Origin of the sequence: Marinobacter qingdaonensis, from assembly GCF_034555935.1 — a bacterium.
Lineage (GTDB): Bacteria > Pseudomonadota > Gammaproteobacteria > Pseudomonadales > Oleiphilaceae > Marinobacter > Marinobacter qingdaonensis.
In genome coordinates this window covers 1,929,234-1,943,407 of record NZ_JAYDCJ010000003.1, presented here as the reverse complement: position 1 = coordinate 1,943,407, position 14,174 = coordinate 1,929,234, and the positions used below count along the sequence as shown (strand labels likewise).

At 52.3% G+C, this 14,174-nt stretch carries 11 protein-coding genes; 4 read left to right on the top strand and 7 right to left on the bottom strand.

The genetic code is table 11. The annotated features are described in order from the left end of the window. Positions 1 to 88 precede the first annotated feature (88 nt). The 4 genes from U5822_RS12140 to cysQ form a co-directional block, all read right to left on the bottom strand. A complete protein-coding gene (locus U5822_RS12140) occupies positions 89 to 1,093 on the bottom strand; it encodes a hypothetical protein (RefSeq protein WP_322855884.1) in 1,005 nt (334 codons plus the stop codon). A 152-nt stretch (positions 1,094 to 1,245) separates the two neighbouring features. Next, a complete protein-coding gene (locus U5822_RS12135) occupies positions 1,246 to 3,291 on the bottom strand; it encodes a YjbH domain-containing protein (RefSeq protein WP_322855883.1) in 2,046 nt (681 codons plus the stop codon). A 209-nt stretch (positions 3,292 to 3,500) separates the two neighbouring features. Beyond that, positions 3,501 to 3,980 carry a transcription/translation regulatory transformer protein RfaH gene (rfaH, locus tag U5822_RS12130; RefSeq protein WP_322855882.1) on the bottom strand — a complete coding sequence of 160 codons (480 nt, stop codon included), beginning with the start codon at positions 3,978 to 3,980 and terminating at the stop codon, positions 3,501 to 3,503. Further along, positions 3,980 to 4,744 (bottom strand): 3'(2'),5'-bisphosphate nucleotidase CysQ, encoded by a 765-nt coding sequence (cysQ, locus tag U5822_RS12125; protein ID WP_322856926.1) that lies wholly within the window; start codon positions 4,742 to 4,744, stop codon positions 3,980 to 3,982. Before cysQ ends, rfaH begins: the two co-directional genes overlap by 1 nt. A gap of 89 nt (positions 4,745 to 4,833) precedes the next feature. On the opposite strand from cysQ, the gene U5822_RS12120 reads away from it, so the two are divergent. Further along, entirely contained in the window at positions 4,834 to 6,195 is a 1,362-nt protein-coding gene (locus tag U5822_RS12120; RefSeq protein WP_322855881.1) for an MBL fold metallo-hydrolase, read from the top strand. 78 nt (positions 6,196 to 6,273) lie between these two features. Here the strand turns inward: U5822_RS12120 and U5822_RS12115 are convergent, their stop codons facing one another. The 3 genes from U5822_RS12115 to U5822_RS12105 all read right to left on the bottom strand — a co-directional run bounded on the left by U5822_RS12115 (position 6,274) and on the right by U5822_RS12105 (position 10,111). Further along, on the bottom strand, positions 6,274 to 7,527 hold the full coding sequence (locus U5822_RS12115; protein ID WP_322855880.1) for a hypothetical protein: 1,254 nt from the start codon (positions 7,525 to 7,527) through the stop codon (positions 6,274 to 6,276). A 136-nt stretch (positions 7,528 to 7,663) separates the two neighbouring features. Continuing rightward, the gene (locus U5822_RS12110) at positions 7,664 to 8,764 is read right to left on the bottom strand and encodes a polysaccharide pyruvyl transferase family protein (RefSeq protein WP_322855879.1); all 1,101 of its coding nucleotides are present in this window, start codon (positions 8,762 to 8,764) and stop codon (positions 7,664 to 7,666) included. A gap of 66 nt (positions 8,765 to 8,830) precedes the next feature. Continuing rightward, on the bottom strand, positions 8,831 to 10,111 hold the full coding sequence (locus U5822_RS12105; protein ID WP_322855878.1) for a lipopolysaccharide biosynthesis protein: 1,281 nt from the start codon (positions 10,109 to 10,111) through the stop codon (positions 8,831 to 8,833). Positions 10,112 to 10,940: 829 nt separating this feature from the next. Between U5822_RS12105 and U5822_RS12100 the strand changes: the two genes are divergently transcribed. From U5822_RS12100 to U5822_RS12090, 3 genes are read left to right on the top strand one after another with little or no spacing between them, the layout of a single operon-like run. After that, positions 10,941 to 12,158 carry a glycosyltransferase gene (locus U5822_RS12100; RefSeq protein ID WP_322855877.1) on the top strand — a complete coding sequence of 406 codons (1,218 nt, stop codon included), beginning with the start codon at positions 10,941 to 10,943 and terminating at the stop codon, positions 12,156 to 12,158. A gap of 53 nt (positions 12,159 to 12,211) precedes the next feature. Beyond that, the gene (locus tag U5822_RS12095; RefSeq protein ID WP_322855876.1) at positions 12,212 to 13,249 is read left to right on the top strand and encodes a glycosyltransferase family 4 protein; all 1,038 of its coding nucleotides are present in this window, start codon (positions 12,212 to 12,214) and stop codon (positions 13,247 to 13,249) included. A gap of 7 nt (positions 13,250 to 13,256) precedes the next feature. Then, a complete protein-coding gene (locus tag U5822_RS12090; RefSeq protein ID WP_322855875.1) occupies positions 13,257 to 14,144 on the top strand; it encodes a glycosyltransferase family 2 protein in 888 nt (295 codons plus the stop codon). The last annotated feature ends 30 nt before the right edge of the window (positions 14,145 to 14,174 follow it).

The following is a 14,174-nucleotide window of genomic DNA, read 5'->3' as shown; positions in this document are numbered from 1 at the left end:
GTAGATACTTCCTCGGGAAGGTTTCTTAAGAGGTAAAACAACGGCCCCGGGGAGAACCCGGGGCCGAATCAGTGGGCTCAGCTAGCTCTTAGCTGGTGCCCTGGCCACCGCTGGAGCCACCCGTTCCGCCTGTGCCGCCGGTTGTGGGCTCTTCCGGCTCTTCAGGATCCGGTACTTGCTCGTCCACTGCTTCCTTGATGACGGCAATAATTTGCGCCTGGGCTTTTTTGATCTCAGCCACCGCTTCGGCGATGTCTGCAGAGGTAACCGCTTCCACTTGGGTAACGGCCTCGGCAATGGTCTGCGTCGCAATCTGAGCGATGGTCTCACCGGTTATGTCGGGGCCAGTGACACCACTCTCACTCAGCTTCTGATCGACCACACCCTTGGTCACCGCGACTTTATCCTTGACCTTCTTGCCCACGGCATTCAGGACCGCAGACTTATCGCCCGCCGGCGCATCATTGATGGCAGCAATCATTTGCTTCGTGAGGACCTGGTTCAGCACGCGCAACTGAGTGGCTTGGTTGGCGTCGCTGTCGTTTGCTTTCGACTTTGCAACCGCGTCATAGTCGGTCAGGTCGGTTCCTACCGGAGCTCCAACCAGGGCAGCCAGCTCTGCTTTTGCAGCTACTTCGGCCTCTGCGGGAGTCGCACCCGCTGCAATGCGGCGTTCAGTGTCGATTTGGATCAGGGTAGTGAACGCGGAGAGGGTTGATGCGCTGGCTGGTGCGACGTAGACGAAATCTTCGTCAACCGCTTCGTCGGTGTCCTCATCAACCGTCGTACCGGCGGTGGCTTCCAAAGCCAACGGGAACAGGGCCTGCGCCTCAGTCAGACCGTCGAATAGGTAAATACCGCCTTGGATGGTAGTAGTGCTGGGCTCACCCGCATCACAAACCTTGTTCAGGTTCACATCCACGCAAGCCTTTGCGTTCTTCAGATAACCGTCATAAGCCACACCGCTCTTTGAACTCCCGCTGTCATTCCGGGAGTCATAGCTGCTGCCGCAACCGGCCACGATCATCGCCGGCGCCAGAACCGCAGTTGCAAGCAGTGATTTTCTGAAGCTTCCCTTTTTGGCGTACATCATTGTTACCTCTTCTCCTGAGATTTAGGTTGTACCCGCTTCCTTTTCTGGCAAGCACTATACCTGATTGCCCTTGAAACGTAATGTCTGGCAGTACCAAACGCAAGCCAGGGCTCGTTTTTTCGATTAGCTTTGGTTGATTGAGGGAACGCCTGTTAGTCCACGAGGCGCCCCCGGTTGAAATAGGTTTCCTGCAGAGGATTGGACGAGCGGATGATGCCCGCTCCGCCAAACGAGACGTCGTTGCTGTCCTCGTTGATGCGTGTTTGCACTGCGTAGTTCCAATCGGCATCACCTCTGACCTGGAAATAGCGGAACTGGTGATCCTTCACTGGGGTGAGCGGAATCACCCAACCCAGGCTGACGAACTCGGCATCGGTGTTTTTGTACTGAAGAGTGATGGCGTAATCACCGAACCAGAACCGGCTGTCCACTCGGAAGCCTGTGTCCTCGGCGAAGAACTGGCCGCCATAAACAGTGAATTGGGCATCCAACTCAGGGTTGTAATAGCTGTATTGGGCCAGCGCCTGGGTACGGTTGTCGGCGTCGAACTTGGTGTGGCTAAACTTTCCCCCCAGGAAACCAATGGCGTGATGGCCGCCGGGACTCAGCAACAGGGTTTCGTTGATCGCGCCGTTATAGTTCAGGGCGTAGCGACCCGCGTGAAAACTGGTGTACAGCTGTGGGTGCAGTTTGATGGTCTGCTGGAACTCCGCCTCCACCAGAGCGGTGCGCTGACGACTGTCGTAGAACACGCCGCCCCGTTCGAAATCGTCGGTCTGGTAAATTTCCGCATCGTATCGAGCCGAAGCCAGCGCCCCAGGCCACAAATTGACCGCCAGCTCGGAAGACAGAGCCAACGAAACGTCCCAAACACCATACTCAGTCGCCACCCCCGAACTCAGGCTCGGGCTGAGGGTGAGTCTCGGCTTCCAGCTGGGGCCGTAGCTGCCTTTAAAATCCCAGTCCGGCTGAGTCGGCTCCATCAAGGTGGATTCCGCATAACGGCGCTGGGACTGAACATTCTGCTCGTCACTGAGCGCGATGATGCGGGTTTCAACCGGCACCCCCTGGTTAAGCAGGGTCAATTCAGCCCGGCGATGACTGCCTGCCGCTTGCCGTGCGATGCGGGCGACGTGGAGAATGCTGTCGCGTTCGTCCCTGTTGTAGAGATTGTTCTCCCACCAGATGTGCAGGGTGCCGTCTGCACTTCGGGTGCGGACATTTTCGTAACCGTAGTCGACCAGCTGCTGACCGATCTGCCGGGAAACTCTCTGCCCAGAAGCCTGATTGGGTGATTCTGCCGACTCAGTGGTGTTGGGCGGCTCAACAGTGGGTCCCTTCTCACTGAACGCGGGCGCTGATTGCGACTGGTCCCGAAGCTCGGCCGCTTGCGCCGGCAATGGCCTGGAAGAACCAAGACGCTCCTTGCGGGACGCATTGCCGAACGGCAGAGACAAGCCAATGGAGGCAAAATTGCGATCGTTGTCGCTGTCGCCCTCATCCCAGGCCAGCACTTTGGCTTTGACTTGCAAGCCCCAGGGCAACCAACCCTGCGGCGTGTTGGCGCCGATGCCGGCACGGGCATCCAGGCTGTCGTGTTCAACCATGACACTCAGCCAGGGCAACGGCCGGTAGCTGACGGCACCGAAGGCGCCATCCAGGTAGCGCGGCGTGCGCTGGGGTTGTCCGTAACCTAGCGCCACTTCCACCGGCCCGAACTGGCGGCCGGCCACCAGGTAATAAGCCTCGAAGTCGTCCGTCTCACCGCCAAGGTCCTGCACCCCGGCAGCCAGAGTGAACCAGTCCTCCGGAATAAACGGCGCTTGTACTTTCACGTTGGCCGACAGGTCACGGATGCTGCAGCCTTCTGTGTAGCAGTTGGACTGGGTACGATCCCAGGTCAGCCGACCGCCAACCTCGACATTCGGAAAAACACCAAAGGCACCGCTGACGTTGTTGTAGTAGCCGTATCCGCGCCGACTAGGGCGATCCAGATACGCCTGATCGGACCATTGCACATCGGCTTGGCCATGGTTGAGTACGGTGGCCGAGGGCACATTGAGAAAACCACTGTAGCCAGGAAATGCCAAGTCTTTTTGAGGCTGCGCTACGCCTGATGTTGCCGTCAGGCACGCTACCGCCCCACCGACCAGGGCCCAGTGTTTTGAGGTCATAAGGTACTTTTGGTTGTTGATCACTGAATTTACAGAAGGAAAAAAAGGCGGGGCCCGGTGAGCTCGCATGCTCTCTTTCATTCCTTGAAAAACGGGTAATGCGTCACAGATTCTAACTTTTTTGTAAGGCCATTCAAGGGCTAATTGGGCAGATCGCCCTGCTTTCTGCCCACAGAGGCGTGAAAGATTGTGAAACCATCAGCTCTGCACGGATTCCCCCTTGGCCCGCACTTCTATCGACCAATCGCCGTCAGGGGCACTTTGACACTCTGCTGCTTTTGCATGAACTGAATGAGGACCACCGCGCGCGCTTCGCCATCGTAGGACTCGAAAATCGCATTCATGCCCTCAAACGGCCCCTCTTGCAGCTGCACCGCTTCTCCCGGCCGAATACCACCTTGGGCCTCTACCGCCGTCAGGCTGTGTTGGATATGGCTGATTACGTCATCGGAGATCGGCACCGGCCTTCCACCGAAGCCGACCACTTTCAGGACTCCACGGGTGGATCGCAGCTTGGCCCACATGGGGTCCGTGGGCTCAAGGTGCACAAAAATATAGCCTGGGAACAGCGGCTCAGAACGTGTGCAGCGCTTTCCTGAGTGCACCTTCTCCACACTGACTTTTGGGTAGAAGGCGCAGATGCCCTGATTTTGCAGATGGCCCAACGCGCGGTCGCCCTGTGCCGGTTTGTGCTGCAGCGCATACCAACTCATCAAACCCACCCACTTGATGCAATGAAATGAGGATTCAGCAGGTTTTGCTTGCCGTAGCGCAGCGCCTCGCCATTCAGGGTTTCAACACGCCCCCCGGCAGCCACCAGCACGGCCTGCGCTGCGGCGGTATCCCATTCACAGGTGGGCCCCAGCCTTGGGTAAACGTCGGCTCGCCCCTCGGCAATGCGGCAGAACTTGAGGGAACTCCCGGCCTGAATTAGCTCATGCTCGCCCATGCCATCGATGAACGCCCTGGTTTCCTCGTTCAGGTGGTTTTTGCTGGCCACCACGCGCAAGGGCTTTCTGGGCTCAATCACCCGTATTTCCTGGCGGTGCCCGGCCCGATCTCGCTTGTGTGCGCCCTCGCCCACCACTCCCCAGTAGGCTTCACCGGAAACCGGCACGGTAACGACCCCTAGCACCGGGGATCCATTTTCAATCAGCGCAATGTTGACCGTGAACTCACCGGAGCGCTGGGTAAATTCACGGGTGCCATCGACCGGGTCAATCAGCCAGAACCGACGCCAATGCCGGCGTTCGTCCCAGGGAATCTCTTGGCCTTCCTCAGAAAGGATCGGGATGTCGCTGCTGATGCTTCGCAATCCGCGAGCGATCACCTCGTGGCTGGCGATATCAGCGGCGGTGATCGGCGACTCGTCGCCTTTGAAGCTCACCTTAAAATCGGACTGATAGATATGAAGAACGCGCTCACTGGCCTCGTCGGCCACCTTGAGAACGTCGGAAAGAATGGTGTCGTACCGCATCTGTACAGCTTCCTGCTTTAAATCAAAACGGTCTGTCGTCTCATGGGCCATACTAACATTGCACGCATGGCTCACCAGAGGGCTGACTGATGAAACTTCAATTCCTCGGCGCTACCGGTACGGTCACCGGCTCCCGCTATCTGCTTTCCGACGATAAGCACCGCCTGCTGGTCGACTGCGGCATGTACCAGGGCGTTAAAACCCTGCGTCGACGGAATTGGGCCCCATTTCCGGTAGAGCCTTCCAGCCTCAATGCCGTTGTGCTTACCCACGCTCACATCGACCATACGGGTTACCTGCCGGCACTGGTGAAGAACGGATTCAAGGGCAAAATCTACTGCACCACCGCCACCCACGAGCTGTGCAAGGTATTGCTTCCCGATGCCGGCTTTCTGCAGGAAGAGGACGCGAAATACGCCTTCCGCAAAAAGTTCTCCAAGCACGACACCCCGGAACCCCTGTTCACCCAGAAAGACGCCTGGGAGGCCCTCAAGCATTTCGAGTCGCTTCACTACCATGAAACGTTCGAACCGATAAAAGGGTTCCAAGTTAAATTCACGCCCGCGGGCCATATCCTCGGCTCGTCCTGCGTGCACGTCACCCACAAAGGCAGCAATAAGACCGTCGTGTTCAGCGGCGATGTCGGGCGCCAGAACGATCTGATCATGCGCCCTCCCGAGCCCATTCAGAAAGCCGACATCCTGATTTGCGAGTCCACCTACGGCGACCGAAGGCACGCAGAGACCGACCCGGAAAAGGAGCTCGCTGACATCATCACCCGAACCGTCGGCCGCGGCGGTATTGTCCTGATCCCGGCGTTTGCCGTCGGCCGGGCGCAGATGCTGCTCTACGTGATTCACAAGATCATGCGTGAGGGACGAATTCCCAAGCTACCCGTGTTCCTGAACAGCCCCATGGCCATCAAAGCGACCGAAATTTTTTGCCGGCACCACAAGGAACACAAGCTGGATGCCGCCCAGTGCGAGCTGATTGACCAGAACACCACCTGCGTTAGAACCGTGGACGAATCCATCGAATTGGGGGCGGTGCTGTACCCCTGCGTGATCATCTCGGCCAGCGGCATGGCCAGTGGTGGTCGGGTGCTTCACCACTTGAAAACGCTTTTACCCAATGAGCGGAACAGCATAGTGTTTGCCGGGTTCCAGGCGCCCGGTACCCGCGGCGATGCCCTGGTGAAGGGGGCGGAGTCGGTGAAAATTCATGGGGAGTATTGGGCAGTGAGGGCTGATGTTTTTAATCTGGATTCGCTGTCAGCGCACGGGGATTATGAAGAGATTTTGGCGTGGCTGGGGCAAGGGGGGCTGGAGCCGGAGAGGGTTTTTGTGACCCATGGGGAGGCGGTGGCTAGTGATTTGATGCGGAAAATCATCCGCGAAAGACTCGGCTGGAACGCCACTGCTCCGGATCTGTTCGATGCTGTCGATTTCTAATCGAAAAGTCGAAACTTTCTGTAGGAACCAAAACCTCAAGCGCCAGTGAACGGAAACCTGTCCTAAGGAAAATTCAGGTCAGGACTCGTTTAAGCTTATGGGATTTATCGGCATTAGGTCTGTTTCCCCATTCCTGAGTGCGAGCAGGCAATCCGCTACCAAGCCCCCTTCTCGCCCCTCCCACTCCGTGTGAAACGAGGCGCTGTAATACCTGACAGAAGCAGGGTTCGGCCAGGATGAATCTTCGACAGAAAGCATATCCAGCAAATCCCTACCAGTCACTGCGTGTTTAGCAATGCCGTTTCGCACAAAGCCGTAATAATCCGGTTGATCCACGGCGGTCGACTCGAAGTAAATTGGCGCAACTCCAGCTATTGCGGCTTCAAGATGGATACTACTGTTCCCCGCTACAAGAAATCGTATCTTCTCCATGAATCCTGATACTGATTCACGATTGGGGTTGCTAAGCAGGACACCTTTATCAGCGCAAAAGGCAGTCCTCAGTCTTCGCACTATTTCCTCGTCCTGCCGAGGATGCCAACGGAGGCATACCTCCACACTTGCGCGCCTTAGGGTCTCGACAAGCGAGACCACTGCGTCACCATCGTCCAAAGGGTTCAGCGCTACGCCGACGCACGACGCGCCGTTTCTGCGGAAAAAATTCAGGGGCTTTTGCTGCCCGGCAAGAAAAACATCAACCGTCCGAGGCCCATTAAAATGAGCCGGTCGATTTCCCCGGCACTTTTTGTATACGTCCAACGCTGCCTGACCATCCAGGAAGGCATAGTCCACGCTTAAAGCCGGGAATACTTCGCTGACCGATGCGTGTTGCATATACACGGTACGCACACCCATTTTTTGGGCTACAGCTAACAAACACCGGTTTTCGACATTATGGTCGTTAGAGGTAATGACAAACTCAGGCCGAACCTCCTTTAATAATCGCTCAAAATAGACAAGGCAAACATAAGGCTTACAAAAATGATTGAAGTACCAACTTGCAGACTCTGACCTCCTTCGTTTTAATACTTGATAAAGCCCGATTCCGCGCGATACCAATAGCGCAATAGCCTTCAATTCATCAGACACAGAAAAATAACAGGGTTGATAACGCGCCTTTTGCTCCTCAGTCCCGCGGGCTTCAGACGCCGCAATAGCGGTTACAGCTTCTCCCTTTGACTTGAGCGCATCAATAGTAGCGTTCATCGCATTAAGTTGATTAGCAGAGCTACCGTAGAAAAGGAACTTTGAATCATGTTCGCCTGTATGACTGCTCTCCAAACCAACACGGAGATTTTTCGTAAGGTAGTAAAAGAACACCATCAACCGCATGCAAGCTCCACGAAATCTAGGCTTTGCCCGAGTCAGATGGGGAAGGTTCTCTAACTGCTGACCATGCAAATAAGCGAGCCATATCTCAGGCTCTACAGACAAAACTGCCTGCGCATTCTTGTACCACCCTAGAAAGCTATCCCTCATTTAACGACTCTTTTACCGATTTTTCCACTTCGACGTTAAAATCATCTATCTGCCTTTCCAATCCATTAAATCTTACAAAACCGTTTTCTTTATCAGCGCGAATCATCGAAACAATCTCATCTGCTGGAGCAGACGAAGCCGAAATCTTGTAGCTTGAAACCAGACTAAAGATTTTCTTGAAGTAGTGAAGAACCACACTGTCGTCATCTTCGTGTAGGTAATTGGGGGCACTTATCTTTCTGTTGATTGTAAGTCCGTAATCGCAGCCCCTACCATCTTGCTCCAGCAAATAGGAGTAAATTCTGCGCTTCAACGCCGAAACATGACCATGAACCCGGTAACCCACATGCAAATCCGCATCGTTATAAATTTCCAAGCCCCTTTTCGGGTCTTCATAAACCCGAGTAGCAGGCACCTTCATTTGACTGCAAACCGTTTCAATCGCCGGATTAACCCCGTGAATGGCCACCCTAACTTTCGCCGATGGGAATAAAGATCTTACACCTTCTATTAGGCGCTGAAACGACTTCATGTAAAAACTTGATCGGTGTGGGTCGGAAACAATAATATTCTTTATATCTTTTCCTATGCCAAAGGGAACTCCTTTGAACAACTTACTATAGAACGCCACATCTCCAGTAAATTTAGCCCTATTAAGGCCATGAATATGAAAAAATTCTTGGGTCAACACCCCCCTCGTTGTGATTACCGTTGCTCCCCTATTTATTTCGTCTAACAATTCAAGGGTTTCATTAGAGACATCATTAAAAATGCTTCTCTTACAGTTAACTGGTAAGTCTGTGCCAGCTGATACCACTGAGAATGGCACTCCGCACTTAATAATATTCTTTAGATATGGATATTCTTTCCTGTGCATGTTGGGTCGAACTGCGAGGCACGCGAAAAAAATATGGTCTGCACCAAGTATCTTGTTTGAAATATTAGCCCACTCGTCAGCCCTCCAAACAACGTCTACGCTCGAAATGCCGAAGGAATCAACTATGTCAATCAAACAATCGACTATTAGCTGGTCACCAATATTCCTTGACCCAAATTCTGGGTAGGTGCTTACGATTACTATTTTTTTCACTTTTATAACTCAGTTTGTTATCTACTTAATTTACCCACCAACAGAAAAAACCTACTAAAAATTAAATCATTTTGACTTAATATTAAACCACGGCATCGGGTTGAGTCTTTGGGCAACCCACCAAGTGAGAAAGAATCGAATTGCCATTGAAACACAAAAAGCTATCGCCGCACCTTCGATCCCCATAACTTCAACCATAAAAATCAATAGTATTATGTTGACCAGTCCGGAAGAGATCGTAACAAGTGAGAGTAATCCGGTCCGTTTTGAGAAAATTATGTAGTTTGTAACCATGAGATAAAATCCACCAAACGCTTGACCGAGTGCCAACCAACCAATCACCGAACCGGCTCCAGAATAGTTCTGCCCTGCCACGAGCACAACGAGCCATGGCCCAGATAAGGCTATGATTGTTGTCGCTAAAAGAATAAAAAAGAAGCAGATATAGGTCAGCCGAACAATCCTTTGTTTGTCCGAGGATCTGTTCTGTTTGAGGTGCTCGAACAACCACGGAACATATGCTTTATTGATCGCATCGAAGAATAGCGCCATTCCACCAGCTAGCTGCGCCGCAACCATATAGATTCCAGCTTCAGCAAGACCGAGCTTATCGTTAATTATCAAACGATCAAATGAAGCTAGGAGAACGAGTCCCACAGCGTGAGGTATCAGAGGAACACCATGACTGAGAGCATCTTTGATTAATCGGGGACTCCATGACAGAAAATTGATCAATCGGTCCCGAAAGAGGAGCCCAATTGCCGCCAAGGCAAAAAGAATGGTAGTGAAGGACAACGCGATAATTCGTCCCTCTGACCCCAACAACAAGCCTACCACCAATGTCAGTGATAGAGCCATATTCACGAAGCCTTGCGATACTTGGAATTCCCCATATCTTACCGCTTGTTTTCGGACCTGCCACTGGAGGAGACGAAGCCTGACTGCAAATGCAGCCATGCTTACAAGCACCGCAAGATAGACCCAGCCAACTGGAAGTCCCATCCAGAAAGCGACATCAGTCCCAAAAATAATCATCAACACAAATATCACTGCACCGCTTAGCAACATAATCTGAAAGCAGGCCCCGATGAACCTCTGCAGATCATCAGTCTTAAGGAAATCATCGTAATATTTGCGCGCCACCGAGCCGGCAACATTCAACCCCACGAATGCACCGAGTATCCCCAAAAGCACTTGATACATCGCCACCTGGCCGTATTCCGCTGGCTCTAGGAAGCGAGTCAGCACTGGCAGCAAGGCAAATGGAATGGCCGCATTTAGGATATTTGAAAATAAGTAGACCGCAGAGCCCTTGATCAACGAATTTCCCTTGAGCTTATAAAACATTCAGCAGTCCGTGTCGGCATCACAGGAACTCAGCCTATTGGATTCCCTTAACGTTATACGGCAAAAAATAATCAAACTTCCTGATTGTTTTCAGCACCAAATACCTGAACCAAAATTAGAGCTCAGGATTACAGCCATGCCTGAACAGCAACTTGAAAAGACTGTGTTGTACGGAAACAGAGCCGGATCAAAACCAATGGTTATCATCATTCCGAAATCTACGTCATAGTATCACTCATAGAACAAAGAATCCGAAGGATACGCCGATGAAACTCCTCTCTCTTAGCACCAGAGGCACCGTTACCGGTTCCCAAAACCTTTACCTTGATGGAGAGCATCGTCTGCTCGTCAATTGCAGCCTGTCCAAAGGGGTGAAAAAATTGCAATCTAGGGGTGGTCGCCATTTTCGGTGGGGCCTGCGTCGGTGAATGCGATACTCATATAGGTCATTCTGGCTACCTTCCCGCGACTTAAAGAATGGGTTCGAGGAAAAAATCTACTGCACGAAAGCGAAACACGAACATTTCTAAGCGCTGCTTCCGGACTCCGATTTGCTGCAGGAGGAAGGTGTTAGGCATGCTCACATAAAGAGATCAAGGATTGGCTTGCGCAGGACTCATTGCATCCGGGAAAAGTCTACATTCCCCATGGAGAGGCTGCGGCTAGGAATATCATGCGAGAACGGATCTACGAAAGATTCGGATGAGAAACCGAGGTGCCCGAACTGTTGGAGGAGGCTGAGATCTAAATTTCTGGTTCAGCTCGACAGATTCACCTGAGCTACTTATCCTCCGTTGTTACCAACAAGAAAATCTAAGCGCCCTGAGACATGCCAGCCAGAGAATCCGAATCCAAACCAAGATTACTTGTTCTTGCTTCAACCTATCCACGCTGGCCGGACGACCATGAACCAAACTTCGTGCACCGGCTTTGTGTCGAGCTTTCAGAAGATTATGAGGTTACTGTCGTTACAGCTCGATCTCCTGGCTCAGAAAAAAAGGAATGGCTGGGCCCCGTATGCGTGCAACGCTTCTCTTATGCTCCAGAAAAATTTCAAACCCTTGTTTATGGAGGAGGCATCCTTACGAATCTGAAACGTAACCCATTAAAGTGGCTACTCGTTCCGCTTTTTGTATTTTCCATGTGTGTTGCTGCCCTCAGTGCGATTCGAAAAGTCCGCCCGATCGCAATTCACTGCCACTGGATCATTCCCCAAGGTCTTGTCCTGTGGCTGCTTTCTCGAATCAGCCCTCTTCCGCCTGTCCTCGTCACCTCCCATGGAGCGGATTTATTTGCGCTCCGAGGGCCTATTGGAACCTGGCTGAAGCGAAAGGTATTAGAGCGAGCAGATGCGGTCACGGTAGCGAGCAGCCCCATGAAACCAATAGCCACTGGGCTAGGTGCAAAAGAGGAATCCATCCATGTAGCACCAATGGGCATTGGCTTTGAGTCAAATTTCAGATTGCCGTCGAGGAAAAGGGTGCCGGGCCAGATTCTGTTTGTTGGCCGGCTGGTTGAGAAGAAAGGGCTGAAATACCTGATCGAAGCACTTCCACGAATTCTTCTGCATCAAAGCGACTGCGAGTTAATCATCGTTGGCGATGGTCCCGAACGGATTAATCTGGAAGAACAAACCCATCGGCTGGGACTGTCAGAGTCAGTCCGTTTCGTTGGCGCACTTCCCCAGAAAAAGCTACCTCAGTACTACCAATCTGCCAGCCTTTTCTGCGCACCGTTCATAGAGGCCGAGAATGGAGATGTCGAAGGTTTGGGGCTTGTAACGATTGAAGCAATGAGTTTTCGGTGTCCGATTTTAATAGGTAATGTCGCAGCTACTCAAGATGTCGTTCCACCGCAATTCAGAAGTCTCTGCCTCGTTAATCCCAAGGATACCACTATCTTTGCCGAACAAGTTGTTCAAAGGTTATCCCTATCAGAAGCTGCAACTGATGAAATTGATGCCCTTAAAGAGTATGCTATAGAACAATTTTCGTGGAGCAACGTCAAAAACCGATACCTCGGAATCTTTGAGAAACTCAGAGCCTGAAGCTACCTTTTCTCAAACCCGATATCTCTGCCGCCTTAATCTACGGACACCCTATGATTACACCGGCTGTATGGTTCCCCACAGTTCGAACTGGGACTGGTACCGATGTGTTCACGCGAACGCTCGCGGACAACCTGAATGCCCGAGGGGTAAGGGCCGAAATAACTTGGTTACCCCATCGTGCTGAATACTGCCCTTGGAGTGTAAGGCACCCCCAAGCCCCCGACTGGTCAAACATTGTTCACGCCAATACTTGGCTAAACTGGCGGCTACTACCCAAAGACATGCCGTTGGTCGTTACTGTTCATCATACAGTTCATCGCCCTGAACTTCGGAAGCAAAAGGGTATTCTGCGAGCCTTGTACCATCAATTCTGGATTGCTCCGAATGAAAGACGCATGCTACGTCTTGCCAATCAAGCTACGACAGTTAGCGAATTTGCAGCCGATGCAACCCGGAAGGACCTGGTTGATCATCCCATCCGGGTCATTTATAACGGCATTGATACTGATCGATTCTTCCCAAAACCTAAGGACGAAGGCAACGAACCCTTCCGCTTACTCTATGTTGGTAGCTGGATCTCCAGAAAAGGCGTTGATCTTCTTCAACCAATAATGCGGAAGCTGGGCCCAGGTTTTGAGCTCCTCTATACCGGCCCGCAAGAAGGAAGAGTGAAGGGTAACACTCGCGATATTGGTCACTTGGCCAATGAGGAGCAGGTAGTCCAAGCCCTGCAGGATGCAGATGTGCTTCTCTTTCCATCACGCAGTGAAGGGTTTGGTTTAGTTATTGTGGAGGCAATGGCAAGCGGGTTGCCGGTTGTCACCTCCGAAATAGCGCCAATTACTGAGATCATCCGAAACGGAGTGGATGGTTTTCTTTGTCCTGTGAATGATACCGACGAATTCGCCAGGGCCATAAGAAGGTTGAAAGAAGACTCGCAGCAATATAAACAGATCAGGAAATCGGGAAGGAAGAGAGCCTTGGATCGCTTCTCCGTAGACACGATGACGAAGCAATACGTGGAACTCTATTCGAACATGCTCGCATCAGCTCAGAACGAAGAAGTTCGCCTGGCTCCATTGGCCTGAGACATATATGGACAAAGCCACGATCCCATCAATTTCGGTCATCATTCCCGTCTTCAATGACCCGGAAGGTATCAAGGCCTGCCTTGATGGCCTCAAAAATCAAACCTGGCCGATGCAAAGCGTTGAGGTCATCGTTGTCGACAACGATTCTCGGCCGGCTTTGCGCCTGCAGCAGGAATATCCGTTCGACCTGCGCGTTCTCAGATGCTCCACCCCCGGATCTTATGCTGCTAGGAACAAAGGTGCCCAGAACGCCTGCTGCGATATTCTGGCGTTTACAGACGCTGACTGTATTCCCGCCCCGAAATGGCTTGAAAATGGAGCCGGAGCGCTGGGCGGCGATTCTGCGAAGAGTTTGGTTGGAGGTGAAGTCGCTCTTCTGACGCCCGAACCAATCACAGCGACTGCCCGCTATCAGTTGCTTACTGGCTTTCAGCAAGCTGCTAATATTCTGGATAAGGAGTTTTCCGCAACCGCCAACCTGTTTTGTCTTCGCGAACATTATTCAGCGATTGGACCTTTTGAAGAAGAGCTACTCTCCGGTGGCGACAGGGAGTGGTGCTGGCGGGCTAATCGGAGGGGTTACCAAATAAAATACGCAGGTGACGCGATTGTCCACACAACTCCACGCACCACGTTGTCCTCCGCAGTTCGGCAGGCCAGGCGAGTCGCCGCAGGGCGATTACATCTGAAGAATAATCATCTGTCATTCTCCCACGAGTCACAATTAGAGCCTCACCGAACCTCGCTGGAAAGCGTTGTGTGGATCTTAAAAGGTTCTGGCCTGAGCATCAGACAGCGCATCCAGATTCTCAGCATCGCATTCATTATAAAGCTTGCGACAGTGATAGAGTTGGTCAGGCTGAGATTGGGCTCAAATCCAGAGCGACGTTGATTCAAGAGCAAGCCATTTTGAGTCTGCTGG